A 24949-nucleotide genomic window follows, 5' to 3' on the forward strand; every position below is an offset into this window, starting at 1 on the left:
GCAGCGCCGCACGACCGCCGCTTTCGTCCAATCAGGAGCGCCCATGTCTTCCACGACCGATATCCAGCGACCGGCACGCGTCGAGCCGACCGACGCGCAGAAGGCCTTCCGGCAAGCGATGGCCCACCTCGGCGCGGCCGTCAACGTGATCACCACCGCCGGGCCGCACGGCCGCTGCGGCATCACCGCGAGCGCCGTGTGCTCCGTCACCGATACGCCGCCGACGCTGCTCGTGTGTCTCAACCGGTCGAGCGCGATGCGCGCAACGTTCGAACGCAACCGCCATGTCTGCATCAACGTGCTGCCGGCCGAACACGAGCAACTCGCGCGGCACTTCGCAGGGTTCACCGACCTGCCGATGGAGCGGCGTTTCGACCTGCCCGTGTGGGATCGCGGCGAACAGGACGTGCCCGTGCTGCGCGACGCGCTCGCGAGCCTGCAGGGCACGATCGCCGACATGAAGGAAGTCGGCTCGCATTCGGTGATGTTCATCGAAGCGACATCGATCCGCGTGCGCGACGACGGCGACAGCCTGATCTACTTCAGCCGCGCGTTTCATCGCGTGTCGCGCACGGCGTGCGTGCGGTGAACATCGCGTGTCGCGCGTGTCGCGCGTGACGCGCGTGACTAAGCGGCGGCCCGCAACGCGCGCTGCCCGGCCGCGAGCGCGGCGCCCGCGAACAGCGTCAGCGCCGAATACACGAGCCCGCGCGCGAGCCCCGCGCTGTCCGACACCCAGCCGATCGCGACCGGCCCGGCGATCTGCCCGAACGCAAAGACCGTCGTGAACGCGCTGATCCCCTTCGCCCAGCCGTCGGGCGGCAGGTTGTAGCGCACGAAGGCCGTCGTCGATGCGACGGCCGACAGGAACGTCGCGCCGAACAGTACGCCCGACGCGAACGCGGCCACCGGATGCACGAACATCGCCGGCATCAGCGTCGCGATGCCGAGCAGCGCGTTGAGCACGGCGAGCGCCTGGCCGCCGCGCATCCGGTCGAGCAACCCCGACCACAGCCGCGCCGACACGACGGTCGCGACGCCGAGCATCACGTAGAACGCGGCGACCACCGTGCCGCTCATCCCCGCACCGCGCAGCAGCGCGACGATGAACGTCATGTAGCCGATGTAGCCCACGCCGAACAGGCCGTAGCCGGCCAGCGCGAGTGCGAAGCGCGCGGGGCTCGCGGTCGCGGCCGGTGCCGCGCCGTCGCGCGGCGTGGTCGGCGCCGCATGCACGCGCTCGATGCGGCGCGCGGCCGACACGGCCACCGCCGAGAACAGCACGCAAGCGAACGCGAGCGCGAACCACGCGGGCTGCCAGCCATGGACACCATGCGAGAGCGTCGCCGGCACGAGCAGTGACGCTGCGACGATGCCCCATCCCGTGCCGCCGTAATAGAGGCCGAGCAGCAATCCCGCATCGCGCGGCGACGCCGATGCGAGCCGCGCGGCCAGCACGCCGCCGCTGATGAAGATCAGCGCGCTGCCGACACCGGTCGCGAGCCGCTGCACGAGCAGCGCGTGCATGCCGGACGTGAGCCCGCATGTGGCCATCAGCAACGCGGTCAGCACGCACCCGGCCGCCAGCAGCGTGCCCGCTCGCCAGCGCCGCGACAGCAACGGAAACGCGAGTGCACCGACCAGGTAGCCGGCCGCGTTCGCCGTGTTCAGCGCACCCGCCTGCGCGAACGTCCAGCCGAGATCGGCCTTCATCGGCGGCAGCAGCAGCGCATACGAAAAGCGCGCGAGGCCGAGTGCGATCGCGCTACCGAGCGACAGGCAGATCGCGAGCCGCCACGCGGCCATGCGATTCGGGTCACGGTCGGGGTAGGTGCCGGTCGCGCCGGTGTCCGGCCTCGACGGGCCGGCACGTTCCGGTTGCGGCGCTGCGCGCATCGCGTGTCTCCTTTGTCGTTCGAAGCCCCGGCAAGTCGTGACGGCGGAACCGGTGTTCCGCACGCGTCAATCCCGACTGCCGGGGCTTCCGATTCTGTCGATCGATCATACTTGAGCCGTCGCGGGCCGGCATGGGTTGGCGACGGGCGCCCGGTCACGGCAGCCGGGGTGTCCATGCATCACCCACCGCAAGCCATCGCGGGAGCACGTCGGCCGCTTGCCCGCGCTACCCCTGCAATCCCGCCATGTAGGCCGTGAACAACGCGCGTCCCTCGGGCCATTCCGCCAATCCCGCGTCCGTATTCAGATGGCCGCGCGGGCCGAGCAGCAACGGCGTCGCACCCCGCTCGCTTGCCCATGCAATGCCGCGCCCGGATGGATCGTACCCGTCATCCGAACTGGCGATCGCCAGCACCGGCAAGCCACCGAAATCGCCGCCCGGCACATCCGCGAACGCACGGGCCGCAACCGGAAAACGCGGGCCGCGAGGATCGGGCACCGCCACGAGCATCGCGCCGCGCACGACCCGCGCCGACGCCGCACGCCAGTGCGCGAACAGCAGGCAACCCAGCGAATGACAGATCAACACCGGCGGCGTCGCGGCTTGCGCGACCACTTCATCGAGCGCCGCGATCCAGTCGCGCAGGTCGGGCGCATCCCATGACGCCGGCTCCATGCGCACGGCGCCCGGAAGCGCGGCCTCCCAGTGGCTCTGCCAATGATCCGGTCCCGAGTTGCCGATCCCCGGCACGATCACGATCGTCTGGTCCATCTCCGTCTCCATGAATAAGCGAGCTCGCAGTCTGGCCTGCCGGAAACCGGCCGGGAATGGCAACTCATCGGATATTGAGACAATATGCCGATGAATTAACGGAGCGGGAAAGCAGACATGTCGAACGGAGAACTCGATCGCCTGGATCTTTCGATCCTCGAGGCGCTTCAGGAAAATGCGCGCACGCCGCTGTCCGAAGTGGGCCGGCGCATCGGGCTGTCGCAGCCGGCCACGTCGGAGCGCGTCAAGCGGCTGGAAGAACGCGGCATCATCGCGGGCTACGGCGCGCGGATCGACCCGGCCGCGCTGGGCCTGGGGATGATGGCCATCATCCGGCTGAAGACGACGCACGAACACATCAAGCCTGCGCTGCGTGCGTTCGCCGAGATGCCGCACGTCATCGAGGTTCACCGGATGACCGGTGAGGATTGCTTCTTGCTGAAGGTCCTGGTGCCGACACCGGGACAACTGGAAACCATCATCGACGCGATTGCACGCTTCGGCGCGGTCACGACATCGCTGGTGCTCCGGTCCGAGCCGGCCAAACCGCTCGGCAAGGCGCTGCTCGGTTGAAACGGACATCGGGCCGCCGACCGACGACACATTCGCACGCGTGACTGCCGCGAGGGACGTTGATCTCGTCAATCGAATTCCCGATGAAAAATCGCCGAATGCCATGCGTCGATTCCGATTCCGGTCATTAGAAAAATGACATCGAATTCGTCATCCGCTTTAGCCGTGCTTTACGGCACGCGACTCACACACCCCCCGTGTTTAGCATGCTTCGGCTAAAAACCTTGCAACGCATTGCATTCGTAAATTCGTCAGACTAATATCAACGCCACTCGTCGCGCATTCACGAAATGCGTGATGAGGAGTGGCAACTTTTTAGCCGCACTTTCATGTTGAAACACTCATGTTCACCACAGGAGAATTGACATGCAGGACACCCAGCAGATCGAATTGCTTGACTGGATGCAGGAAGACACGCACCCCGAGGCCGTCGACATGATGGTCGAGGACGCCGTGGTGCCGTTCGGCACCGCGCTCTGGCCGGTCTGAGCGGGCCACCCGTTCTCGCGGAAGGGCTGCGGCCCTTCCGCCGTTTCCGGAGACACGCATGCTGAACCTGCACCGCGCGCTGGGCTTCCACCCCGCGCTGCGCGACAAGCTGGCGCGCGGCGAGTCGGGAAAACTGCTGGTCGGCCATGACACCCGCAACCGCGACATTGCGTTGCGCGCGTTTTCCGCCCTGCCCGATTCGCTCGACGCCACCACACTCTGCCTCGAAAGCACCCCGCCCGCCGAGATCGCCGCCGCGCTCGATCGCGCCGACCTGTTCGTGCTGCTGTACGACTCGTCGTGCCTGCCGACGCCGTCGCCAAGCGGGCCGCCGTTCCTCGCCGCGATCCGTCCCGCGATCGTCGAGCACTGGAGCAAGTCGGTGCTGTTCAAGGATTACGGCCCGCATCTCGACGAGGCATTCGCCGAATCGCTCGACGACATCGCCGCACGCAACGGCCGGCTGATCGACGCGGCTGCGCACGCATCGCAGATCCGCTTCATCGACGAAGCCGGCAACACGCTGACGGGCTCGCTCGCGCCGGACCAGAAATGGACGAGCGTGGATGGAATGGGCAATCTCGACGTCGTGCCCGGCGAGATCGCGACGCACGTCACCGATCTCAACGGCTCGATCGTCTTCAGCGGCACGTTTCTCGGCACCGTGCCGTTCGCGATCAAGTACAAGGTGGCCGAGCGGCTCGCCACGCTGCATGTCGAGAACAGCATGATCGTCGGTTTCGATACCGACGATGAAGGCTTCCGGCGCGATTTCTCGACCTATCTCGACCGGCATGCGAATCACCGGCGGATCGAGGAATTCGGCATCGGCACGAACCTCGGGATTCGCGGGCTGTACGGCCGCAACGCGGGGTTCGAGGAACGTCATCCGGGCCTGCACCTCGGGCTCGGCGGCGGCGAAAACGGCAGCCACCATCTCGACCTGATCTTCGCGCGCGGTACGCTCGCGCTCGACGACCGGATCGTGTTCGACGGCGCGTTCGCCGTCTGACGATACGGCTGCGTGCTCAGGCTTCGGCGGCCGCCGGGTCGCCGAGCCACTTGTACATCACGAGGCTGTCGACGAAGCCGAGCCGTGCATGACGGTATGCACGCGGCAGCCGGCCGACGATTTCAAATCCCAGCTTCTGCCACAGCGCGACCGCCACTTCGTTCGTCGAGACGACCGAGTTGAACTGCATCGCGAGGAAGCCACGCTCACGCGCGACCTGCTGCGAGTGCTCGCACATCAGGCGTGCGACGCCGCGGCCACGCGCGGCCTCGCTCACCATGTAGCCGCAGTTGCTCACGTGATTGCCGGGGCCGCCCGCGTTCGCCTTCAGGTAGTACGAGCCAAGGACCACGCCGTCCTCTTCGGCGATCCACGTGCACAGCGGCGCATCCAGCCACAGTGCGCGCGCCGCTTCCTGTGTCGGCGCCGCATCGAATGCATAGGTTTCCTGAGCAGCGACGATGGCGCGGTAGGTCGGCCAGAAGCGCGGGAAATCGTCGTCGGTCATCGGGCGGATCGTGATCATGCGGAGTCTCTCGTGATTGGAATGTCGGCAGGAAAGCCAGTGATCGTACCGTGATTCAGGAACGGCCGCTGTCCCGTTGCGCCGCGCTGCGATAGGCGCCCGGCGGCACGCCGTACCAGCGCTTGAACGCCTGCGAGAAACTCGACAGGTCGCTGAAACCGAGCCGCTCGGCCACTTCCGCGAGGGACAGGCGCGCGTCGCCGAGCAGCGTCTCGGCCATCGCGCCGCGCGCCTGCGCGAGCAGCGCGCGGAACGTCGTGCCCTCCTCCTGCAGCCGGCGCTTGAGCGTGCGTGGGCTCGTGTTCATCAGCCGCGCCATGTCCTCGAGCGAGAACGGCGCGGAGCCGGGCGTCGCGGTCAGGTACTGGCGCACCATCTCCGACGTGCCCACGCGCGCACGCCGCGCGTCGAGCAGCTGGCCGCACATCTGCTCGCACATCGACACCGTCAGCGGATTCGCGTGCGGCAACGGCCGGTCGAGAAACACGCGGTCGAATGCGAGGCTGTTCACGCGCGCCGAGAAGGCAGGCTCGACGCCGGCGATGCGCGGCACCGGCAGGGCCGGCGTGCGCGCCGCCTGCACCGTGAAGCGCGACAACGCGAATGCGTCGCCGCCGATTTCCTGCAGCAGCACGGCCGCGGCCGTCATGTCGCGCTCGACCACGAACCGGCTCAGCGTGCCGTCGAGTTCAGGCGCGCCGAAATTGAGCACGCAGGTCCCGCCTTCCTCGCGGTACGTGATCACGGTGAACGCATAGGTGAGCGGCAGGAAACGCAGCGCCAGCGCGAGCGCGTCGCGTGCGGTCGCGCTGGCAATCAGCCCGTAGCCCCACACGCCGTACGCGGAGAAGTGATAGCGCCGGCCGACCTCGAAGCCGAGGCCCGGCGCGCGCCCGAGCGCGCGCAGCAGGTTGCCGGTCAGCCGCAACTCCTGCGCGGCCGTCACCTCGACCTTTGGATCGTCGAGCTGCGCGTCCGCGAGGCCCGTGCCGGCCAGCAGCGTCGTGTGCGGCACGCCGCGTTCGTCGCCGAAATCGACCAGCAGCCGGGCGCTGGCCGGACTCCGGGTGAAATCCCAGAAGCTCATGCGGAGAAACCCTCGAAGCGCCGATTTGGCCCAAATACTAAAACAATTGTCCCGAAGCAGCATTGGTGTTTTCCCATGCGGCCAGCACCATCGGCATCATCCAGTCGTCGCCCGAACGACGCCATCGCCCTCCGGAGGAGACACCATGCGACCGAGTCGCCCGACCGATCCCGCTGCCCGCTTCGCATGCCAGCGCGCAGCATTCGCCGCGTTTGCCGCGTTTGCCGCGTTTGCCGCGTTTGCCACATTCGCCGCGTTCGCCCGCGCCCCCGCCCCGCCGCTCGCGAGTCGCCTGCCGCGCGCCAGCCGCCGGTGTGCGCTGCCGCACGCCGCCTGATCCATCGACATCGAACAAGGAGACGATCCATGAGCAAGACTTTCGACTACATCGTCGTCGGCGGCGGTTCGGGCGGCTGCGTCGTCGCCGGGCGGCTGACCGAGGACCCGGCCGTGACCGTCTGCGTGCTCGAGGCCGGCGGCCGCGGCGACGGCACGCTTGTGAACGTGCCGACCGGCGCAGTCGCGATGATGCCGACCCGCATCAACAACTGGGCCTTCGACACGGTGCCGCAGCCGGGCCTCGGCGGGCGCATCGGCTACCAGCCGCGCGGCAAGGCGCTGGGCGGTTCGTCGGCCATCAACGCGATGGTGTATATCCGCGGCCATCGTGTCGACTACGACGGCTGGGCCGCGCTCGGCAACGAAGGCTGGAGTTACGACGACGTGCTGCCGTACTTCCGCCTGAGCGAGCACAACGAGCGCTTCGACGATGCGTGGCACGGCCGCGACGGCCCGCTGTGGGTGAGCGACCTGCGCACCGGCAACCCGTTCCATGCGCGCTACCTGGAAGCCGCGCAGCAGGCCGGCCTGCCGCTCACCGACGATTTCAACGGCGCGCAGCAGGAAGGCATCGGCATCTACCAGGTCACGCAGAAGCACGGCGAACGGTGGAGCGCCGCGCGTGCGTACCTGCTGCCGCACGTCGGCCGCCGCGACAACCTGACGGTCGAGACGCACGCGCAGGTGCTGCGCATCCTGTTCGACGGCACGCGCGCGATCGGTGTCGAAGTGCGGCAGCATGGCGAAGTCCGCACGCTGCGCGCGCGGCGTGAAGTCGTGCTCGCGGCCGGCGCACTGCAGACGCCGCAGTTGCTGATGCTGTCGGGCGTCGGCCCGGGCCGCGAACTCCAGCAACGGGGCATTGCCGTGCACGCCGACCTGCCCGGGGTCGGCCGCAACCTGCAGGATCATCCGGATTTCATCTTCGGCTACCGCACGCGCAGCGTCGACACGATGGGCGTGTCTGCGGGCGGCGGCCTGCGGATGCTGCGCGAGCTTGCGCGTTTTCGCCGCGAACGCCGCAGCATGCTGACGTCGAATTTCGCGGAAGGCGGCGGCTTCCTGAAAACGCGCGCCGAGCTCGACGCGCCGGACATTCAGTTGCACTTCGTCGTCGCGCTCGTCGACGATCACGCGCGCAAGCTGCATGCCGGCCACGGGCTGTCGTGCCACGTGTGCCTGCTGCGGCCGCGCAGCCGCGGCTCGGTGACGCTGAACAACACCGATCCGCTCGCGGCGCCGCGCATCGATCCCGCGTTCTTCGACGATCCGCGCGACCTCGACGACATGGTCGCGGGCTTCCGGCTCACGCGCCGGCTGATGGAAGCACCGGCGCTCGCCGGCTGGACCACGCGCGACCTGTTCACCGCGAACATCGACACCGACGATGAAATTCGCGACGTGCTGCGGCGGCGCACCGACACCGTGTATCACCCGGTCGGCACGTGCCGGATGGGGCACGACGCACTCGCCGTCGTCGATCCGCAATTGCGCGTGCACGGCCTGCAGGGGCTGCGCATCGTCGATGCGTCGATCATGCCGACGCTCATCGGCGGCAACACCAACGCACCGACGATCATGATCGCCGAGAAAGCCGTCGACCTGATTCGCGGCGTGAATCGCACGACCGCGCGGCCGCAGGGCGAAACCGTCAGCATAACGACGGATCCCGACACCGTTCCTGCATCGCGCGCCGCGCACGATACCGTCCAGCCAGAGGAAATCCGCCATGTCGTCGCGTGACGCAGCCCACCTGACCGAATCAGCCGCACCGCTTGCAGCGATCATCATCGGCGCCGGCTTTGCCGGCATCGGCATGGCGATCGCGCTGCAACGTGCGGGCATCCACGATTTCGCGATCATCGAACGCTCGCACGACGTCGGCGGCGTGTGGCGCGACAACAGCTACCCGGGCGCCGCCTGCGACGTGCCCTCGCACCTTTACTCGTTCTCGTTCGAGCCCAATCCGGCGTGGTCGCGCGTGTTCGCGCCGCAGCCGGAAATCCATGCGTACCTGCAGCATTGCGCACGCAAGTACGGCCTCGCACGCTACCTGCGCTTCGGCGCCGAAGTCGCGCACGCGCGCTACGACGAAGCCGCCGCGCTGTGGCGCGTCACGCTCGCGGACGGCACGACGCTGAGCGCCGCCGTGCTCGTCAGCGGCACCGGCCAGTTGAGCCGCCCCGCGATGCCCGACCTGCCCGGCATCGACACGTTCCGCGGCCGCGCATTCCACTCCGCGCACTGGGATCACGACTATTCGCTCGCGGCCAAGCGCGTGGCGGTGGTCGGCACCGGCGCGTCGGCGATCCAGTTCGTCCCGGCGATCGCCGGCGACGTGCAGCGCCTGGTCGTGTTCCAGCGTTCGCCGGCCTATGTGATGCCACGCCCCGACCGCGCGTACCGACCGTGGGAGAAGGCGCTGTTCCACCGGGTGCCGTGGGCGATGAAGCTGCATCGCGCATCGATCTACCTGCGCTACGAATCGCGCGCGATCGCGTTCACGCGCCTGCACAAGCTGATGAAGGTCGCGGTCGGCCGACCGTTCCACAAACTGCTCGCCCGCGATGTGCCGGACCCCGCGTTGCGCGCGCAACTCACGCCCGACTACCCGATCGGCTGCAAGCGCATCCTGCTGTCGAGCGACTACCTTGCCGCGATGAGCCGCGACAACGTCGCGCTCGTCACGCAGCGGATCCGGCGCGTGACGGAGGACGGCATCGAGACCGTCGACGGCGTGCACCATCCGGTCGATGCGATCGTCTACGGCACGGGGTTCGCGGCGACCGAGTTCCTGTCGCCGATGCGCATCACGGGCCGCGACGGGCTCGACCTGAACGACGCGTGGCGACGCGGCGCGCAGGCGTATCTCGGGCTGACCGTACCCGGTTTTCCGAACTTCTTCATGCTGTACGGCCCGAACACCAACCTCGGCCACAACTCGATCGTCTACATGCTCGAAAGCCAGATCGCACACGTGATGCGCTGCCTGCGCGCGATGCGGCGCGACGGCGCGCGCGAGATCGACGTCGACGCGCGCCGCTACCAGCGCTTCAACGTGCATGTGCAGCAACGGCTCGAAGGATCGGTGTGGAACAGCTGCAAGAGCTGGTACGTCGATGCGTCGGGACACAACAGCACGAACTGGCCGGGCTTCACGCTGACCTACCGATGGATCACGCGCTTCACCGGGATGGCCGCCTACCGCTTCACGCATCCGTTGCCCGAGTCGGTCGCACCGGCGCGCGACGTGGTCGTCGCGCCGCCCGCCGGCCGGCTGGAGGCCCTCACTGCCGCATCGCTGCGCGGCTTTCTGCGCGTCGCGTTCCGGCCGCTGATCGGGCCGCCGTTCGGCGCGCGCATGCAGCGGCGCGTCGTCGCGCTGCTGTCACCGCTGATGCCGGGCACGGGCGGCACGCTGCGCTACCGTACGTCCGCGAATCGCGTGCCGGTCGAAGTCGTGGCGCCGAAACGCGGCGACACGGGCGGCGCGATCCTCTACCTGCACGGCGGCGCATTCTGTCTCGGCGGCCCGCATACGCATCGCGGCGTGACCACGCGGCTCGCGAACGATGCCGGCCTGCCGGTGTGGGTGCCCGATTACCGGCTGGCCCCCGAACATCCGAGCCCGGCCGCGCTCGACGATGCGCTGGCCGTCTATGACTCGATGCGTGCGCAGGGCCATGCGCCGCACCGGATCGTGATCGCGGGCGATTCGGCCGGCGGCGCGCTGGCGCTGGCACTGGCCATCGCGCTACGCGAGCGCGGCGAGCCGGCCGCCGCCGCGCTGCTGCTGATCTCGCCCGTGACCGATCCCGCGCTCGGCGGCGCGACGCTGGCTTCGCGCCGCCACGACGATCCGATGATCCGCCGCGGCTGGCTCGAACAAGGGCTGCGCTGGTATCACGGCGCCGGTTCGGTTGCGGCCCGCGGCCCGCTCGACACCGACCTGCGCGGCCTGCCGCCGATGCTCGTCCAGGCCGGCGACCAGGAGGTGCTGCTGTCGGACGCGCAGCGGCTGGCCCGTCATGCGCAGGCCTGTGGCGTGCCGTGCCGGCTGGAGATTCACGCGGCGCGCTGGCATGTGTTTCATCTGCAGGCGTTTTACCTGCGGTCGGCGCGGGACGCGTTGCGGACGCTGGCGGGGTTTGCGGCGGAACGGGTGGCGGTAACGACGTGACGACGCAGCGGCCGCGCACCACGACCGCGGACGGGGTGCGCGGCTTCCGCGATCGGGGGCACAACGCATGCGCGGTCACCGGGCCCGCTTGCCGCGAAGCGACGCGGTCTTGCGAAAACCGGTCGTTTATTTTTTTCCGTCGCATGCGGCCGTCATGATCTCCCGCAAGCCCTGGCGCGCCGCCGGGGCGCCCCCACCCTCACGGAGACATCATGAAAAGAAGGCACACCCTCAACACGCTGGCACTGCTCTGTTGCGTCGGCATCCAGTGCGCGACTTCGGCGTTCGCCGACGAGCCGAAGAAGGTGGCGTTCGTCGACACGGGCAACACCGGGCGCAGCGTGATGGCCGAGGCGATCGCCGGCCAGTTGATCGCGCAGCGCCACGCGCACATCGCGGTGATTTCGCGCGCGGTCGACGAAGATCCGTATGACGAAAAGCCCGAAGAAAACGGCGTGATCCTGATGAAGCGCCGCGGCATCGACACGTCCGCGCACAGTTCGGTGCAGTTGAACGCGAACGACATCAAGCATTCCGACGTGATCCTGACGATGACCGACAAACACAAGGAGAAGGTGCTCGCGCTCTATCCGTCGGCCGCCGGCAAGGTGTTCACGCTCGCCGAGTATGCGTCCGGAAAGCACGTCGACGTGCCCGACGCGTGGGGCAAGCCGATCGATTTCTACGAATCGGTGACCGCGCAGCTCGACACGTACATCCCGGCCGCGCTCGACAAGGTCGCGACGGCCGCGCCGGCGAAGCAGTAATGCGGGAAGCCTGTCGGTTCGCGCCGACAGGTCTGCGGTTCACACACCTCCTCCTCGCCCCTCATTTTGTAACTTAGAAGCTACAATGACAACCAAGGTCGAACTGGACAAGGAGGTCAGCATGAAGCAGGTCAAAGCTGCGATATCGCAGCACGACGCGGAAGTCGCCGAACTCGGCGCCGACCGAGAACTCGCCGTCGCCTGTCTGCGCGTCGCGATGGAGTCGCTCGACGATCCCGACAACCGCGCGGCCGGCCTGCTCGCGCTGCGCACGGTCGCGGAAGCGTATGGCGGGCTCGGCGCCGTCGCGGCCGAAGCCGGCATCAGCCGCGAATCGCTGTATCGCACGCTGTCCCCCAACGGCAACCCGACGCTGAAAACCCTGCTCGCGGTGCTCAAGACCGTCGGCCTGCGCCTGTCCGTCGTCCCCGCGCAGCCGGCGCACGCGTAAACGGCGCACCGTCCGCTCACGGCCTGACCATCCACACCAGCAGCATCTCCGCCGGCGCGTTCGTCATCCCCGCCGGCGGATGCTCGATCGTCGGCTCGACCGCCAGCGCGTTCGCGATCGTCGCCGCATCGTCGATCGTCGTCGTGCGCACGATCGTCATCAGTCGCGCCGGCCGGTGCAGCGTCTCGCGATACAGCGCGCCATACCACAGCGGCCGCATGCCGATCGCGTCCTGCAACACGTACGGATAACGCCACAGCCGCAGCACGAGGCGGCTTTCCGGCTGGCCCGGATCGACACGGACGAACACGCGGCGCGTGCTTTCGCCGTGCGTGTAGCGCGGCAGCACCGGCAACGCGTCGGCCGGCGCCTGCGGCAACAGCCAGCGCAGCGCGGTGGCCGGCGACCACGGCGTCGCGCGCTGCCAGCCGGCCTGCGCGAGATGCCGGTCGAGCGTGTCCGACGTCGCGCTCCACTGCAGCGGCAGGTATTCCTCGCGGTCGCCGCCGATCTCGGTGCGCCGCACCGGCACGCGCTGCCACCCGCCACGCAGCCACTGGTCGACGGTCATCGCGACCACGTCGCCGACATGCGGGCGCGCCGCGCGGTCGAGTTGCCATTGCGCGGGAACCGTCCATACGCCGGCCGTTGCGAGCACCACGGCCACAGCGACGAGCGCCCCCCTCGGCTGCACGTGCTCGCGCACACGCCAGTAAGCATAGGCGCCGGCCAGCAACGCGAACCACGCGAGCCCAAGGCTCCAGCCGCCCAGCAGGCCCGACAGCCACGTGTCGCCGACGTACAGCCGCGCGAAGCCGCCGAGCACGATCCACAGCACCACCGCCGTCACGACCGGGATCCGCCACAGCGCGGGCCGGTCGCGCGTCAGCACCCAGCCGAGGCCGCTGCTCGCGAGAATCGCGAACGCGGCTTCGGCATCGGGCAGCGGCACGTGCAGCGCGCCGGGCGGCAGGCTCGCCGGCGTCGCGCCGGGTATGCCCGCGCCGAACGCCGGCACGAGTACGACGGCAACGCCGACCGTCACGAGCCACCACGTGGCCGTCAGCCAGCAGCGATGGATCATCAGCCAGACGAGAAACGCGGCCGCGACGATCAGCCCCGTATCGTGCCCGTGCAGCACGGCGAGCGCGCGCATCGCGGCGTCCACCGGTGGCGTGCGCAGGTTCTGCAGGAACGCATACAGCGCAATGTCCGCGTGCATCAGCGGATCGTTCGCGACGACATCCTGCACGAGGCCCGCGAACAGCCACACGCAGCCGATGAACAGCAGCGCGAGCACGGGTACCGCGCCCGGCAGGCCGCGCACATAAGCGATCGCGTCGTGCAGCCGCGCGCCGAAGCGTGGCCAGCGGTGCGCGCATGCGTGCACACCTTCGACGAGCGCACGACGCAGCAACGGCCAGCCGCGCCGCAACGCGACACGCACGCCGATCCACACGAGCGCGACCAGCGCCGCGACGACCAGCAGGATCACCGCGACCCGCACGCTGATTGCGGCGGCCAGCGCGGCAGACGCCCCGAACAGGATGCCCGGCGCGACGTGCACGGGCGCCCAGATGAGCGCCGAGATGACGTTGACCGGATAGAACGACCGGCGCGGCAGCGTCGCGCAGCCGACGACGACCGGCACGACCGCGCGCACCGGCGCAAGAAAGCGCGCGAGCACGATGCTCTTCATGCCATGACGCAGCACGAATTCCTCGCCGCGCGCGAAGGCGGCCGCATAGCCGAAGCGCGCCCATGCGTTGCGGATCACGCCGCGGTAGTGCCGCCCGAGTTCGTAGCTGATCCCGTCGCCGACCACGGCGCCGACCGCCGCGACGCCGATCGTCGTCCAGCCGTCGAGCGCTCCCGCGCCGATCAGCGCACCGGCCGCGAACATCACGGCGCCGGCCGGCACCACCGTGCCGATCAGCGCGATCGCCTCCGCGCAGGCCGTCACGAACACGATCGTGAGCACGAGCAGCGGATGCGCGCCGATCGTGCCGATCCACGCGTGGATCGTGTCGCTCATCGCCCGCTCCACGGCGGGGCGACCCGGCGTGCGAACACCGGGCCGGCGATGGCATGGGGAACGTTCATCGAAAGGTGCGCGCGGTCGCGCCGGCGTGACAGGTCAATCGAACTCGTGCTGCCGCGCGTCGGCCTCGAGCGGCGCGTCGTGGTAGCCGACCGTCGCGATCTCCTGCAGATAGCGCGCAAGAAACGCGCCGATCGATCCGGCGGCCTCGTACTGATGCACGTGGCGGAATTCGTGGGTCAGCAGGCGGCGCGTGTCCTGGCCGCGCAGCACGTACACCGCATGACCGAGCGTGAGCCCGATCGTCCCCGGCGCCAGGAGCCCCGAGTCGCGGGCGATCGCGGCCAACGAAGGCACCTCGGGAAACGGCATGCGATCGACGATCACCACGCGGATCCGCTCCGGCTGCGCGACGCCCACCGTGCGCGCGTCGTCCGCTTGCGCGGGCGTCAGCGGCGCACCCTGCGCGATCCCGCGCGCCGCCTCCGCTTCGGCCCATGCGACGGCGGCAGGCAGGGCGGACGGCAGGATATCGGCAAGATCGATCATCGCGGGGCTCCTCGGGGGGATTGTCGTGGCATCGGGCACCAGTTTAGTCCCGAATCGGAACGGTTCGCGGGACGGTTCGCGGGACGGTTCGCGGCGCGGTTCGTGGCGCGGTTCGTGGCGCGCCGCGCCGATCCGTCCCGGTCTCAATAATAATCAGGGAATACCCTTATCACCCCCTGCTCCGCCGCGTACTTTTTCCCTGGGATTATTTCGTTTCAGTACACATTCCACGTTCGGCTATCTCGAAAATTTCCCGGATGTGTACCGTTTTCGGATTCGGCGGAATATATTGGTCAGAAGAACGGCCGCGGCAACTCCCGGACAACAGTGCGCGGCGTCATCCCGAAGAGGATCGCTAGATGATCAGGGTAATTCTGGCTGACGATCACGCAGTCATGCGGGACGGACTGCGTCACATCCTGGAAAGGGCCGGCGGTTTCGAAATCGTCGGCGAGGCGAGCGACGGCTCGGCCACGCTCGCGCTGGCCGAGCGCGGCGCCGCCGACGTGCTGCTGCTCGACCTGTCGATGCCCGCGCCGACCGGCATCGAGCTGATCCGGCTGGTGAAACGCCACGCGCCGTCGCTGCGCACGCTCGTGCTGACGATGCATGCGGAGGCCCAGTATGCGGCGCGCGCGTTCAAGGCCGGTGCCACCGGCTACCTGACGAAGGACAGCGCGACCGCCGAGCTCGTCGAGGCGGTCGGCAAGGTTGCGGCGGGCGGCATCTACGTGAGCCCGTCGGCAGCCGAAAGCCTCGCGCTCACGTTGCGCACGCCGGCCGCCGCGCTGCCCCACGAGCGGCTGTCCGCGCGCGAGCTTGACGTGATGCGCCGCATCGTCGCGGGCCAGACCGTCACGCAGATCGCGACCGAACTCGCGCTGAGCGCGAAGACGGTCAGCACGTACAAAACGCGAATCCTCGAGAAGATGGAACTGCCGCACGAAGCCGCGCTGGTTCGCTACGCGGTGCGCCACGACCTCGACCCCGGCGGCGACGCATGACGACCGCCTTCCGCTTCCCGCCCTCGCCTCCGGACGACGACAACCCGGACGCGTCGCGCCTGTTCATGTCGTCGCTGCCGCCGGGCCGGCGCGAGCGGCGGTTTGCGCTCGCGACCGTGCTCATCTCCGCCGTGATCTTCGCCGCGCTTGCGCCGTTCGCGGGCAGGCCGCTTGCGCCGGGCTGGGCGTTCATCCCCGTGTACCAGTCGGCGATCGTCGTCAACGACATGGTGACGGCCGGCCTCCTGCTCGGCCAGTACGCGATCCTGCGCGAGAAGCCGCTGCTCGTACTCGCGGGCGGCTACCTGTTCACGGGCTTCATGGCCGGCACCCACATGCTGACCTTTCCGGGGCTGTTCGCGCCGACCGGCCTGCTCGGCGCCGGCGACCAGACCACGGCGTGGCTGTACCTGTTCTGGCACGGCGGCTTTCCGCTGGCGGTCGCCGCGTACGCCCTGCTGCGCGCGACATCGCGTACCGCGGGCCCGATCCCTACCCCGCAGCGCCACGCGGCGATTCCGGTGGTGCTGTGCATCGCGGCCTCGGTCGGCGCAACGGTCGCGCTCGCCCTGCTCGCGACGGCCGGCCACGACCTGCTGCCGCGCATCATGAACGGCAACCGGATGGCCGCGACGATGACGAACGCGATCACGATCGTCTGGGGGTTGAACCTGGTGGCGCTGATGCTGATGTGGCAGCGGCGGCGGCGCCATTCCGTGCTCGACCTGTGGGTGATGACGGTGCTCGTTGCATGGCTGTTCGACATCGCGCTGTCGTCGATGCTGAATCACGGGCGCTACGACCTCGGCTTCTACGCGGGGCGCGCGTACGGCCTCGTCGCGTCCGGCGTCGTGCTGTTCGCGATGCTGTTCGAGAACGGCCGGCTGCATGCGCAGACGGTGCGCGCACTGGCCGGCGCACGCTACCAGCATCTGCTCGTCGTGCAGAAGAGCGCGCAGCTGAACGACGCGAACGAACGGCTCGAACAGCGCGTCGCCGCGCGCACCGCGCAACTGAGCGCGTCGAACCGCGACCTGCGGCGCGAAGTCGAGGACCGCGTGCGTGCCGAGCGGGCGCTGCAGGCGTCGCGCGAGGAGCTGCGCGAGATCGCCGCGATCAGCGCGAGCGCACGCGAAGCCGAGCAGCGCCGTATCGCGCGCGAACTGCATGACGAACTCGCGCAGACGCTCGCGACGCTGAAGAACGATCTCGAATGGCTGATCGACCGCGTGCCGCAGGACGATGCGCAACTGGCGCGCAAGATCGCGGCGATGCACACGCTGGCGCGCGGCGCGGTGGCCGCGACACGCCGCATCGCGTCGGACCTGCGCCCGCTGATGCTCGACGATCTCGGCTTCGCTGCGGCGATGCAATGGCTCGTAGAGGATTTCCGGCACCGTCACGGCATTGAATGCACGCTGCATGTCGAGCCGCCCGAGCTACAGCTCGACGAGCCTTACGCCACTGCGGTGTTCCGCATCGCGCAGGAAGCGCTCGCGAACGTCGCGCGGCACGCTGCCGCGTCGCATGCGACAGTCGAACTCGTGCATGCGAACCATGCGATCGAGCTGACGATTCGCGACGACGGCGCGGGATTCGATCCCCGCGTGCCGCGCAAGTCGGGATCGTTCGGGCTGGTCGGGTTACGCGAGCGCGCGTATCTCGTGGGCGGCACGCTGCGGATCGCAACGACGCTCGGCGAAGGAACGACGGTCGAGGTCGAGATTCCGCTGTCGCCTGCGCGGGTGACGGTCGCGCATGGCGCGGATGGGGGCGCGCGCGGGTAGCGGGTCCCACGCGCCGCGCCCGGTGACAGCATCGCCGTGGCGCTACAATCCTTCGCCGTTACCGTCCCGCGTTCCTTGCGCGCCAATGCGCCAAGCCGATTGCATCCCCTTCGCCACGATGAAAACACTCCGCAGCTACGTCCTCATCTTCTGTGCGGTCGCAGGCGGCTGGCTGGCCGTATCGCTGCTGTGCTGGCCCGTCCTGCTCGCGCTGCAGGCCCTGACGACGGCCGTGTTCATCCCGCATCCGGCGGGCAGCTACATCGGTCTCGGGTTCGTGTCGACCGCGCGGCTCCTGGATTTTCCGACGAGCTTCGTCGGCGCGTTTTCGGTGCCGTTCATGAACGTGCCGCTCGGGTTCATCGCGATCGCCTGGTGGTTCGGCACCGCGCTCATCGTGCAGCCCGCCTACGCGCGCTACCGCGTCATGGTGCGCGGCCGCCCGTCGGCGCGGGCCGTCCTGTGGCGCGGCGCCCGCTCGTGGCTGATCTTCACGACGGTGCTCCTTCTCATCGCGACGCCCTTCCTGCGGCGCTACGAGATCGTCACACCGGATCACCTCTACGTGCGGCACCTGTTCGACTGGCGCGAGCGCGCGTATCCGCTTGCGTCACTGAAGGCGATCCACGTGGACGATCCCGGCACCAGCCGCGGCATCGTCACGTGGGACTTCGTCTTCGACGGCGACAACCGCTTCACGACGACCGCCCCCGACATCCACGCGCTCGATTACCTGCTGTCGAACACGCACGCTACAGCCAACTTCGCGGTCGTCGGGAACCGGTTGATGAAGCGGTAACACCGCGCGCCGTCACGCCCGCGCCGCCACCATCCCCCGCTCCGACCGCGTCCACGCGACCAGCGCGCCGATCCCGAGCAGCGCGAGACACACGATCGGCACGATCATCGGGCCGAACGCGGTACCCGTCACCTTGCCGGCAAACGGCATCAGGTTCTGGCTGAAGAAGCCGCCGAGGTTGCCGATCGAGTTGATCGCCGCGACGCTCGCCGCCGCCCGCGCACCGGTGAAGTAGCGCGGCGGCATCGACCAGAAGCACGGATACAGCAGCGGAATGCATGCGCCGCCCAGCACCAGTGCGATGAAGCGCAGCGGCGTCGACGGCAGCACGAGGCTCAGCAGGAAGCCGAGCGCGCCGAGCGCCGCGACGATCGCGATCGTGCGCAGGATGCTCTTCGCGCGACGCAGCTTCCCCGGCAGCCACAGCAGTAGCAACACCGCGAGCGCCCACGGCAGCATGCTCAGGAAGCCGTTCGTGCTGCTCGACACGCCGAACGATTTCACGAGCGTCGGCAGCCAGTACGTCACGCCGTACAACGACGTCGACATCAGCATGTAGGTCGCCGCGAACAGCATCACGCGCGGATCGAGCAGCGCCTTCCACGGCTGCCCATGCTCGGCCTGAGCGGGCTTCTCGCGTTCGAGCGCAGCCTCGACGATCTGCTTCTCGCGGTCGTCGAGGAAACGTGCGTCGCGCACCGAGGCGGGCAGCACGCGGAACACGACGACCGCGACGATCACCGCCGGGATACCCGTCGCCACGAACACCCACTGCCAGCCCGCGAGCCCCCACACGCCATTCAGGCTCAGCAACACGCCGCCGACCAGCGAGCCGAGCATGTTCGCGAGCGCGCTGCCGAGCGTGAAGATGCCGAGCACCTTCGCGCGATAGCTCTGCGGAAACCACAGCGTCAGGTAGTAGATCACGCCCGGATAGAAGCCGGCCTCGGCGATGCCGAGCACGAAGCGCAGCGCGCAGAACGCGGGCATCGACGTCGTGAAGCCCATCAGCACGGTAATGAGCCCCCACGTCAGCATGATCCGCGCGAGCCACACGCGCGCACCGTAGCGATGCAGCGCGAGCGTGCTCGGCACCTCGAACAGCAGGTAGCCGATGAAGAACAGCGACGACGCGAGCCCGAACGCGGCTTCCGTCATCCCGAGGCTGTGCACCATCTGCAGCTTCGCGAAGCCGACGTTCTGCCGGTCGATGAACGCGATCAGGAACATCACGACGAGGATGGGCAGCAGGCGCCGCGCCATCTTCGACATGATGCGCTGTTCTTCGGCGGACGCGGGGTCCAGGGTTTCGGTGGCGTTCACTTGAGGCTCCTTGCGTGAATCGGTTGCATGGCGATTGCGTATGGGTTGCATAGCGGTTGAAGCGGCGCCGTGCGCGACGAACGCACGGGCGCGAGGTATTTCGATGAAAGGGAGCGGCGATATCAGCCCGACCGGTAGGCGTCGAGCATCGGCGCGAACATCTCGTGCCACGCCCGCGGCTTCGCCTTGATCGTGCCGGCCAGGTACAGGAATTCGACGTAGTCCATCAACTGGTTCGGCAGCACCGAAAAGCGCGTTTCGGGTGCGGCAAGCATCCGCATCACGTCGTCGTGCGACAGGCCGACGCCCGACGACGCCGCAAAGAGCGCCGCCGCCGCGCGCGGGTCCTGCGCGATCAGGCGGTTCGCTTCGTCGAGCGCCCCGAGAAACGCGACGGCCAGCGCGGGCTCCGTATCGACGAGTCGCTTCGGCGCGAATACCACGTCGTGCGTCATCGGGCCGAGCACGTCGACCGAATTCACGACGCGGTGGATGCCCGGCTGCCGCAGCTCGAGCGTCGAGAACGGCGGCGACGTGAAATGCGCGGTGACGCCGTTCTCGCGGCGGATCAGCGCCTGCATCGCCTGCGGATGCGGCAGGCTCACGGTGATCGAATCGAGCTGCGCGAAGTGCGCGGGGCCGAGCTGCTTGCTCGCGACCATCTGCAGCACCACCGCCGACAGCGACGTGCGGATGCCCGGCACCGCGATCCGGTCGGACGGCGTGAAGTCGCGCAGCGACACGAGGCCCGGCCGGTTCGTGTTCAGCGACAGCGACGTGGTCGACAGCCCGCTGATGCCGATCACCTCGACGTTCGGAATGCCGCGCGCCCGCGCCCACAGCTCGATGAAACCCGGCGCGCCGGCGCCCGCGAAGTCGAGCGTGCCGGCCATCATCGCGTCGTTGACGGAATTGCCGCCGTCGAGCAGCACCCAGTCGACCGCGACGTCACGCACGCCGTGGCGCGCCGCGTGCCGCTCGAACAGCCGCTGCTTCTCCATCACGAGCAGCGGCAGGTACAGCACCCCATAGCCTTTGGAAATCCGCACCGTGCGGGGCTTTGCGCGCACGAGCGACGGCGCGGCCAGCACGCCGAGCCCGGCGGCGATCAACGCGCGGCGGCGCGGCAACATCGTCATGCGCCGGCCTTCCCGGCACGCGCGGCATGAGCCGCGAACGCCATCGCGCCGACCGCCATGCGGCCGCGGCCCGCTTCGCCGCCCCGGCGAGCGCAGGCCGGCGGCGCGCTGCGCCGCGCGTTCGTCGCGCCCGTTTGCTGCTGCATGTTGCCGTCTCCTGTGGTTCTGGTATTAATGGCCGTCCTTGCAACGTCCGGCTCGACACAGGTTATCGACCGAGTCTGAGAAAATGCTGACATCCCGGCCTCGGGAAAACCCCTAACCTACCCACCTGCGAAACGGCACCATGCGCATTCTCGTCGTGGAGGACGATGCCGAAATCGGCGCGGCGATCCGCAGCCGCCTGGCGCGGCTCGGCCACGCCGCCGATCTCGAAACCGATGGCGCGACCGCGAACGGGCTGCTGCGCGTCGAGCGCTTCGACCTCGTCGTGCTCGACGCGAACCTGCCCGGCATGGACGGCTTCACGGTGCTGCGCCACCTGCGCGCGTCGGGCAGCACGACGCCCGTGCTGCTCGTCACCGCGCGCTCGGCGATCGACGACCGCGTGAGCGGCCTCGGCCTCGGCGCCGACGACTACCTGGTGAAGCCGTTCGACTACCGCGAGCTCGATGCGCGCGTGCAGGCGCTCCTGCGCCGCAACAGCGGCCACGCGAACGACGTGCTGACGCTCGGCGGCCTCGTGATCGACCGCAGCAGCCGCCTCGCGGAACTCGACGGCCAGCCGCTGTCGCTGTCGCGCCAGGAGTTCGCGTTGCTCGAGATCCTCGCGAGCCGCCCGCAGCGGATCTTCTCGAAGGACGAACTGCTGAACCAGCTGTTCAGCTTCGGCAACGAGCCGACCGCGAACGCGGTCGAGCAGTACGTGACACGCGTGCGCAAGAAGCTGCAGGGCAGCTCGGTCGAGATCCGGACCGCGCGCGGGATGGGGTATCAGATTGCGGCGCACTGACTGGTTCCCGAAGACGCTGTTCGGGCGCACGCTGCTCTTCATCGCGCTCGTCGTCGCGACCGGCGCGCTCGCGCTCGCGGCCATCGCGCGCTACTACGCGGGCGTCGCGGCCGACCGCGCGTACGACCAGTTGCTTGCGGGCGCCTCGATCCAGGTCGCGGAAAACCTCTACGTGCAGGGCGGCGTGCTCGCGCTGAATCCGCCGGTGGCCGCGCTGTCGACGCTGTCGCGCTACGACCTCGTCTACTACAAGGTCGTCGATTCGCGCGGCGTCGTCGTGGCCGGCTACAACGATCTCGCGAGCCCCGCGACGCTCGCCGCCGCGAAGCAGGGCCCCGCGTTCGCGAACGGCCTGTACCAGGGGCACCGGATCCGCACCGCGACCATCGCACGCTACATGCCCGAGGAAAGCACGCCGGGCTGGGCACTCGTGACGGTCGCGCAAACCACCAACGCGCGCCAGCAGCTCACGAACGACATGAGTTTCAAGGTGTGGACGCTGATCCTGCTGATGAGCGTGCTCGCGATCGGCGCGAGCGGCCTCGCGATCCGGCGCGGTCTGCGCCCGCTCGCGCAGATCGGCACGATCATCGCCGCGCGCGACCCGGCCGACCTGCGGCCGGTGGCCGTCGACACGCCGAGCGAGATCGACGCGATCATCGGGTCGATCAACGGGCTGATGCGCCGCCTCGCCGAGCGGATCAACGCGATGCAGCGCTTCATCGCCGACGCCGCGCACCAGATGCGCACGCCGCTCGCGCGACTCGACGCGCAGATCGAGCTGCTCGACGGCGAAGCCGATCCCGCGCGTCACGCAGCGCGGCTCGACGCGCTGCGTGCGACCTGCGCGGATGTCGGGCGGCTCACCGGCCAGTTGCTCAATCACGCGATGGTGATCCATCGCACCGAAGCCGTGCCATTGCAACCCGTCGAACTCGTCGCGCTCGCGAAAGACGTGCTCGGCCGCGCGATTCCGCTCGCGGGCGAGCGCGATGTCGCCGTCGCGTTCGCGAGCGACGCGCCGCTCGCGTGGATCGACGGCGATGCGATCAGCCTGCAGGAAGCGCTGTCGAACGTGCTGCACAACGCGCTGCTGCACGGTCATGCGGACGACATCGTCGTCTCGGTCGCGACGAAGGGCAACGGCGACGATGCGGTGACGCTGACCGTCACCGACAACGGCCGCGGCATTCCGCGCGCGCACTGGGATGCCGCGCTGCAACCGTTCGTGCGGATCGCGCCGGACGGCAGCGAGCGGCGCACCGGGTCGGGCCTCGGGCTCGCGATCGTGCAGGAAGTGATGAAGGCGCACGGCGGGCGCGTCGGGTTCGCGTTTCCGGATGCGGGCGGGTTTGCGGTGGTGCTGACGTTTCCGCGCGCGGCGGGAATCGGCGCGGAGCAGGCATGAGCCGACCGGTGAGCGTCGGCGCGTACGCGACAGGCGCTCAATCGTCGCTGTCGTCGTCGAAGCGGTTGCGCTCCACGTGCCGCGCGACCAGTTGGTCCATTTCCTCGTACTGACGATCGCAGAACAGCCGGCACAACGCATCGACGTCGGTACGCTTCCTGACGTCGATCGTGTCGACTTGCTGCTCCAGCTTTCCCTTGCCGATTCCGAAAAGCCCCTTCTTCATGCGCATGGAAACGGCATTCAGCTGGAAGCCGTCCGCATGCGCATCGCTCAGCGCGGTCACCCACAATTCGCGCTGATCGCCGGCATGCTGCAGCACGAGGGCCGGCAACGGGCCTTCCTGCGTGTTACCCCATTCGGCATGCTGCGCCGCCCACGGGAACGCGTCGAATGCCCGCGTGAACGACGGGTAATCCGTCGCCCCCTGCGGATCCAGTTGCTCGAAATCGTAGCCGACCTTCTGAACGGAATAAGTCAACATGGCGCGGTAGCCCCCGTGGCATTCGAGATCAGGAAAGCGTCAATCTACCTGAATTTCGGTGTCCATCATGATTTTCGCCACGGCTCACTCACGCGCCTTCGTCGCGCGATCACGAGGATCTTCGAGGTAACTCCGCGCCAGCCTGACAAGTTCGCGCTTCAGTTTCGGATCGTCCAGCAGCCCGCGCCGGGCCGCGTTGTGCACGACGCCTTCGAGCGCGGACGACAGCACCTGCGCCGTCGTCGCATCGGCCTTGACGGGCGCACGCCCGCGACAGGCGGCAACGATCAGCGCATAGCGGCGCAAATATTCCCGCTGGAACGTGTCATACGCGGCCTTCGCCCCACCCGGATCGGGGAGATCGAGCAGCGCCCGGTGCAGCGACGGGTAATCGCGGTGCGCGGCGATCAGGTCGCCGATCAAGCCTTCGACGAGACGCCTGGGGCTCGCCTGACGGTCGTACGCGCGCTGCAGCACGGCCAGCACGTCATCGAAATGCCGGCGCCGGATCGCATCGACCAACGCAAGCTTGTTCGGGAAGTACTGGTACACGGAACCGATGCTGACACCGGCAACTTCCGCGACCTCGTTGGTCGTGAATCCGGCCCACCCGTGCGTATCCAGAACGCGAGCCCCGGCGGTGACGATCACGTCCACGGTCGCACGCGAACGCGCCTGGCGCGGGGCTTTCCGCATCGCGGCGGCGGGATCGGAAACGCGAGTGGACATGCGGGCTCCGACTGAAAATAATGGTGGCGAAGCTCACATATTAGGTGAAACCCACAAGGAAACGACCATGAGCGAGAACGCACTCCTGTCCCGCATGCTGCGCTACCAGGCATGGGCGAATGACGAAATGCTGGCGGCCATCGCGGGGCTCGACGCGGCGCAGCACGCCGACGAGCGCCATCTTGCGCTGCGGCTGATGAACCATTGCCTCGTCGTGAACAAGATTTTCGCCGCGCACCTGACCGGCGAGCGTCATGGCTTCGTGTCCGACAACACGCCCGACACGCCGGAGCCCGACGCACTGCGTGCGGCCCTCGCCGCGCTCGATCGCTGGTATCTGGACTATGCGGAAACCGCCACGCCCGCGATGCTGTCCGAGTCGATTCCGTTTGCGTTCACCGACGGCGACGACGGAACCATGACGCGCGAAGAGATGCTGACCCATGTCGTCACGCACGGAGGCTACCATCGCGGCGAAGCCGGAAGGCTGATGATCCAGGCGGCCGCGCGTTCGGGGCAGGACATCAGGCTGCCGTGGGACACCTACGCCGTTCATCTGCACCGGACGGAGCCCGCGCGCAGGCTTCACGGCAAGGTCGAAGGGGCGAACGCCACACGATAAGCGACGCCACGCGCCACGCC

26 protein-coding genes are annotated in these 24949 nt (G+C 68.6%); 15 read left to right on the forward strand and 11 right to left on the reverse strand.

Annotated elements, in window-relative coordinates:
• Window positions 1-43 precede the first annotated feature (43 nt).
• Window positions 44-589 carry a 4-hydroxyphenylacetate 3-monooxygenase, reductase component gene (hpaC, locus tag BDI24065_RS16015; protein WP_175032091.1) on the forward strand — a complete coding sequence of 182 codons (546 nt, stop codon included), beginning with the start codon at window positions 44-46 and terminating at the stop codon, window positions 587-589.
• Between the two features lie 38 nt (window positions 590-627).
• Here the strand turns inward: hpaC and BDI24065_RS16020 are convergent, their stop codons facing one another.
• Window positions 628-1896 (reverse strand): YbfB/YjiJ family MFS transporter, encoded by a 1269-nt coding sequence (locus BDI24065_RS16020; protein ID WP_175032092.1) that lies wholly within the window; start codon window positions 1894-1896, stop codon window positions 628-630.
• A 226-nt stretch (window positions 1897-2122) separates the two neighbouring features.
• Window positions 2123-2668, reverse strand: a complete 546-nt coding sequence (locus tag BDI24065_RS16025) for an RBBP9/YdeN family alpha/beta hydrolase (RefSeq protein ID WP_175032093.1) — start codon at window positions 2666-2668, stop codon at window positions 2123-2125.
• A gap of 117 nt (window positions 2669-2785) precedes the next feature.
• On the opposite strand from BDI24065_RS16025, the gene BDI24065_RS16030 reads away from it, so the two are divergent.
• The 3 genes from BDI24065_RS16030 to BDI24065_RS16035 all read left to right on the forward strand — a co-directional run bounded on the left by BDI24065_RS16030 (window position 2786) and on the right by BDI24065_RS16035 (window position 4742).
• Window positions 2786-3241, forward strand: coding sequence for an Lrp/AsnC family transcriptional regulator (locus BDI24065_RS16030; protein ID WP_175000430.1), 456 nt, complete (start codon window positions 2786-2788; stop codon window positions 3239-3241).
• 366 nt (window positions 3242-3607) lie between these two features.
• Complete coding sequence (locus BDI24065_RS41375; protein WP_006766865.1) at window positions 3608-3730, forward strand: hypothetical protein; 123 nt, start codon at window positions 3608-3610, stop codon at window positions 3728-3730.
• A gap of 58 nt (window positions 3731-3788) precedes the next feature.
• Entirely contained in the window at window positions 3789-4742 is a 954-nt protein-coding gene (locus tag BDI24065_RS16035) for a leucyl aminopeptidase (RefSeq protein ID WP_175032094.1), read from the forward strand.
• 16 nt (window positions 4743-4758) lie between these two features.
• On the opposite strand, the gene BDI24065_RS16040 is transcribed toward BDI24065_RS16035, so the two are convergent.
• Both BDI24065_RS16040 and BDI24065_RS16045 read right to left on the reverse strand, forming a co-directional pair.
• Window positions 4759-5268 (reverse strand): GNAT family N-acetyltransferase, encoded by a 510-nt coding sequence (locus BDI24065_RS16040; protein WP_175032095.1) that lies wholly within the window; start codon window positions 5266-5268, stop codon window positions 4759-4761.
• A 55-nt stretch (window positions 5269-5323) separates the two neighbouring features.
• A complete protein-coding gene (locus tag BDI24065_RS16045; protein ID WP_175032096.1) occupies window positions 5324-6355 on the reverse strand; it encodes an AraC family transcriptional regulator in 1032 nt (343 codons plus the stop codon).
• Between the two features lie 145 nt (window positions 6356-6500).
• On the opposite strand from BDI24065_RS16045, the gene BDI24065_RS16050 reads away from it, so the two are divergent.
• The 5 genes from BDI24065_RS16050 to BDI24065_RS16070 all read left to right on the forward strand — a co-directional run bounded on the left by BDI24065_RS16050 (window position 6501) and on the right by BDI24065_RS16070 (window position 12092).
• On the forward strand, window positions 6501-6692 hold the full coding sequence (locus BDI24065_RS16050; protein ID WP_175032097.1) for a hypothetical protein: 192 nt from the start codon (window positions 6501-6503) through the stop codon (window positions 6690-6692).
• A 29-nt stretch (window positions 6693-6721) separates the two neighbouring features.
• Window positions 6722-8437, forward strand: a complete 1716-nt coding sequence (locus BDI24065_RS16055) for a GMC family oxidoreductase (protein ID WP_175032098.1) — start codon at window positions 6722-6724, stop codon at window positions 8435-8437.
• Window positions 8424-10874, forward strand: coding sequence for a flavin-containing monooxygenase (locus BDI24065_RS16060; protein ID WP_175032099.1), 2451 nt, complete (start codon window positions 8424-8426; stop codon window positions 10872-10874). Before BDI24065_RS16055 ends, BDI24065_RS16060 begins: the two co-directional genes overlap by 14 nt.
• Before the next feature lie 212 nt (window positions 10875-11086).
• The gene (locus BDI24065_RS16065) at window positions 11087-11641 is read left to right on the forward strand and encodes a protein tyrosine phosphatase (RefSeq protein WP_175032100.1); all 555 of its coding nucleotides are present in this window, start codon (window positions 11087-11089) and stop codon (window positions 11639-11641) included.
• Window positions 11642-11762: 121 nt separating this feature from the next.
• A complete protein-coding gene (locus BDI24065_RS16070) occupies window positions 11763-12092 on the forward strand; it encodes a helix-turn-helix domain-containing transcriptional regulator (RefSeq protein WP_175032194.1) in 330 nt (109 codons plus the stop codon).
• 16 nt (window positions 12093-12108) lie between these two features.
• Here BDI24065_RS16070 and BDI24065_RS16075 read toward each other — a convergent pair whose 3' ends face one another.
• Both BDI24065_RS16075 and BDI24065_RS16080 read right to left on the reverse strand, forming a co-directional pair.
• Entirely contained in the window at window positions 12109-14127 is a 2019-nt protein-coding gene (locus BDI24065_RS16075; RefSeq protein ID WP_175032101.1) for an LssY C-terminal domain-containing protein, read from the reverse strand.
• Window positions 14128-14229: 102 nt separating this feature from the next.
• The gene (locus BDI24065_RS16080; RefSeq protein WP_175032102.1) at window positions 14230-14682 is read right to left on the reverse strand and encodes a hypothetical protein; all 453 of its coding nucleotides are present in this window, start codon (window positions 14680-14682) and stop codon (window positions 14230-14232) included.
• A gap of 359 nt (window positions 14683-15041) precedes the next feature.
• On the opposite strand from BDI24065_RS16080, the gene BDI24065_RS16085 reads away from it, so the two are divergent.
• The 3 genes from BDI24065_RS16085 to BDI24065_RS16095 all read left to right on the forward strand — a co-directional run bounded on the left by BDI24065_RS16085 (window position 15042) and on the right by BDI24065_RS16095 (window position 18272).
• Window positions 15042-15686, forward strand: coding sequence for a response regulator (locus BDI24065_RS16085; RefSeq protein ID WP_175032103.1), 645 nt, complete (start codon window positions 15042-15044; stop codon window positions 15684-15686).
• The gene (locus BDI24065_RS16090; protein ID WP_175032104.1) at window positions 15683-17473 is read left to right on the forward strand and encodes a sensor histidine kinase; all 1791 of its coding nucleotides are present in this window, start codon (window positions 15683-15685) and stop codon (window positions 17471-17473) included. Before BDI24065_RS16085 ends, BDI24065_RS16090 begins: the two co-directional genes overlap by 4 nt.
• A gap of 118 nt (window positions 17474-17591) precedes the next feature.
• Window positions 17592-18272, forward strand: coding sequence for a hypothetical protein (locus tag BDI24065_RS16095; RefSeq protein WP_175032105.1), 681 nt, complete (start codon window positions 17592-17594; stop codon window positions 18270-18272).
• Window positions 18273-18284: 12 nt separating this feature from the next.
• On the opposite strand, the gene BDI24065_RS16100 is transcribed toward BDI24065_RS16095, so the two are convergent.
• From BDI24065_RS16100 to BDI24065_RS16110, 3 genes are all read right to left on the reverse strand, one after another.
• Complete coding sequence (locus BDI24065_RS16100; RefSeq protein WP_175032106.1) at window positions 18285-19595, reverse strand: MFS transporter; 1311 nt, start codon at window positions 19593-19595, stop codon at window positions 18285-18287.
• 122 nt (window positions 19596-19717) lie between these two features.
• Window positions 19718-20734: an ABC transporter substrate-binding protein gene (locus BDI24065_RS16105; RefSeq protein WP_175032107.1), complete on the reverse strand. Its 1017-nt coding sequence runs from the start codon at window positions 20732-20734 to the stop codon at window positions 19718-19720.
• Window positions 20731-20880: a hypothetical protein gene (locus BDI24065_RS16110; protein ID WP_175032108.1), complete on the reverse strand. Its 150-nt coding sequence runs from the start codon at window positions 20878-20880 to the stop codon at window positions 20731-20733. Before BDI24065_RS16110 ends, BDI24065_RS16105 begins: the two co-directional genes overlap by 4 nt.
• A gap of 140 nt (window positions 20881-21020) precedes the next feature.
• Between BDI24065_RS16110 and BDI24065_RS16115 the strand changes: the two genes are divergently transcribed.
• Together BDI24065_RS16115 and BDI24065_RS16120 are read left to right on the forward strand one after the other, a co-directional pair.
• Complete coding sequence (locus BDI24065_RS16115; RefSeq protein WP_175032109.1) at window positions 21021-21686, forward strand: response regulator transcription factor; 666 nt, start codon at window positions 21021-21023, stop codon at window positions 21684-21686.
• Complete coding sequence (locus BDI24065_RS16120) at window positions 21673-23094, forward strand: sensor histidine kinase (RefSeq protein ID WP_175032110.1); 1422 nt, start codon at window positions 21673-21675, stop codon at window positions 23092-23094. Before BDI24065_RS16115 ends, BDI24065_RS16120 begins: the two co-directional genes overlap by 14 nt.
• 37 nt (window positions 23095-23131) lie before the next feature.
• Here the strand turns inward: BDI24065_RS16120 and BDI24065_RS16125 are convergent, their stop codons facing one another.
• On the reverse strand, window positions 23132-23578 hold the full coding sequence (locus BDI24065_RS16125) for a hypothetical protein (protein WP_175032111.1): 447 nt from the start codon (window positions 23576-23578) through the stop codon (window positions 23132-23134).
• An 84-nt stretch (window positions 23579-23662) separates the two neighbouring features.
• Window positions 23663-24307, reverse strand: a complete 645-nt coding sequence (locus BDI24065_RS16130) for a TetR/AcrR family transcriptional regulator (protein WP_175032112.1) — start codon at window positions 24305-24307, stop codon at window positions 23663-23665.
• 67 nt (window positions 24308-24374) lie between these two features.
• Between BDI24065_RS16130 and BDI24065_RS16135 the strand changes: the two genes are divergently transcribed.
• Window positions 24375-24929: a DinB family protein gene (locus BDI24065_RS16135; protein ID WP_175032113.1), complete on the forward strand. Its 555-nt coding sequence runs from the start codon at window positions 24375-24377 to the stop codon at window positions 24927-24929.
• The last annotated feature ends 20 nt before the right edge of the window (window positions 24930-24949 follow it).

The organism is Burkholderia lata (assembly GCF_902499025.1).
In the GTDB taxonomy this organism is placed as follows: Bacteria; Pseudomonadota; Gammaproteobacteria; order Burkholderiales; family Burkholderiaceae; genus Burkholderia; species Burkholderia lata_C.

Bases quoted from the DNA above. Each gene is read 5' to 3' on its own strand.
- hpaC (WP_175032091.1), top strand. From the start codon at position 44: ATGTCTTCCACGACCGATATCCAGCGACCGGCACGCGTCGAGCCGACC.
- BDI24065_RS16020 (WP_175032092.1), bottom strand. From the start codon at position 1,896: ATGCGCGCAGCGCCGCAACCGGAACGTGCCGGCCCGTCGAGGCCGGAC.
- BDI24065_RS16025 (WP_175032093.1), bottom strand. From the start codon at position 2,668: ATGGACCAGACGATCGTGATCGTGCCGGGGATCGGCAACTCGGGACCG.
- BDI24065_RS16030 (WP_175000430.1), top strand. From the start codon at position 2,786: ATGTCGAACGGAGAACTCGATCGCCTGGATCTTTCGATCCTCGAGGCG.
- BDI24065_RS41375 (WP_006766865.1), top strand. From the start codon at position 3,608: ATGCAGGACACCCAGCAGATCGAATTGCTTGACTGGATGCAGGAAGAC.
- BDI24065_RS16035 (WP_175032094.1), top strand. From the start codon at position 3,789: ATGCTGAACCTGCACCGCGCGCTGGGCTTCCACCCCGCGCTGCGCGAC.
- BDI24065_RS16040 (WP_175032095.1), bottom strand. From the start codon at position 5,268: ATGATCACGATCCGCCCGATGACCGACGACGATTTCCCGCGCTTCTGG.
- BDI24065_RS16045 (WP_175032096.1), bottom strand. From the start codon at position 6,355: ATGAGCTTCTGGGATTTCACCCGGAGTCCGGCCAGCGCCCGGCTGCTG.
- BDI24065_RS16050 (WP_175032097.1), top strand. From the start codon at position 6,501: ATGCGACCGAGTCGCCCGACCGATCCCGCTGCCCGCTTCGCATGCCAG.
- BDI24065_RS16055 (WP_175032098.1), top strand. From the start codon at position 6,722: ATGAGCAAGACTTTCGACTACATCGTCGTCGGCGGCGGTTCGGGCGGC.
- BDI24065_RS16060 (WP_175032099.1), top strand. From the start codon at position 8,424: ATGTCGTCGCGTGACGCAGCCCACCTGACCGAATCAGCCGCACCGCTT.
- BDI24065_RS16065 (WP_175032100.1), top strand. From the start codon at position 11,087: ATGAAAAGAAGGCACACCCTCAACACGCTGGCACTGCTCTGTTGCGTC.
- BDI24065_RS16070 (WP_175032194.1), top strand. From the start codon at position 11,763: ATGAAGCAGGTCAAAGCTGCGATATCGCAGCACGACGCGGAAGTCGCC.
- BDI24065_RS16075 (WP_175032101.1), bottom strand. From the start codon at position 14,127: ATGAGCGACACGATCCACGCGTGGATCGGCACGATCGGCGCGCATCCG.
- BDI24065_RS16080 (WP_175032102.1), bottom strand. From the start codon at position 14,682: ATGATCGATCTTGCCGATATCCTGCCGTCCGCCCTGCCTGCCGCCGTC.
- BDI24065_RS16085 (WP_175032103.1), top strand. From the start codon at position 15,042: ATGATCAGGGTAATTCTGGCTGACGATCACGCAGTCATGCGGGACGGA.
- BDI24065_RS16090 (WP_175032104.1), top strand. From the start codon at position 15,683: ATGACGACCGCCTTCCGCTTCCCGCCCTCGCCTCCGGACGACGACAAC.
- BDI24065_RS16095 (WP_175032105.1), top strand. From the start codon at position 17,592: ATGAAAACACTCCGCAGCTACGTCCTCATCTTCTGTGCGGTCGCAGGC.
- BDI24065_RS16105 (WP_175032107.1), bottom strand. From the start codon at position 20,734: ATGACGATGTTGCCGCGCCGCCGCGCGTTGATCGCCGCCGGGCTCGGC.
- BDI24065_RS16110 (WP_175032108.1), bottom strand. From the start codon at position 20,880: ATGCAGCAGCAAACGGGCGCGACGAACGCGCGGCGCAGCGCGCCGCCG.
- BDI24065_RS16115 (WP_175032109.1), top strand. From the start codon at position 21,021: ATGCGCATTCTCGTCGTGGAGGACGATGCCGAAATCGGCGCGGCGATC.
- BDI24065_RS16125 (WP_175032111.1), bottom strand. From the start codon at position 23,578: ATGTTGACTTATTCCGTTCAGAAGGTCGGCTACGATTTCGAGCAACTG.
- BDI24065_RS16130 (WP_175032112.1), bottom strand. From the start codon at position 24,307: ATGTCCACTCGCGTTTCCGATCCCGCCGCCGCGATGCGGAAAGCCCCG.
- BDI24065_RS16135 (WP_175032113.1), top strand. From the start codon at position 24,375: ATGAGCGAGAACGCACTCCTGTCCCGCATGCTGCGCTACCAGGCATGG.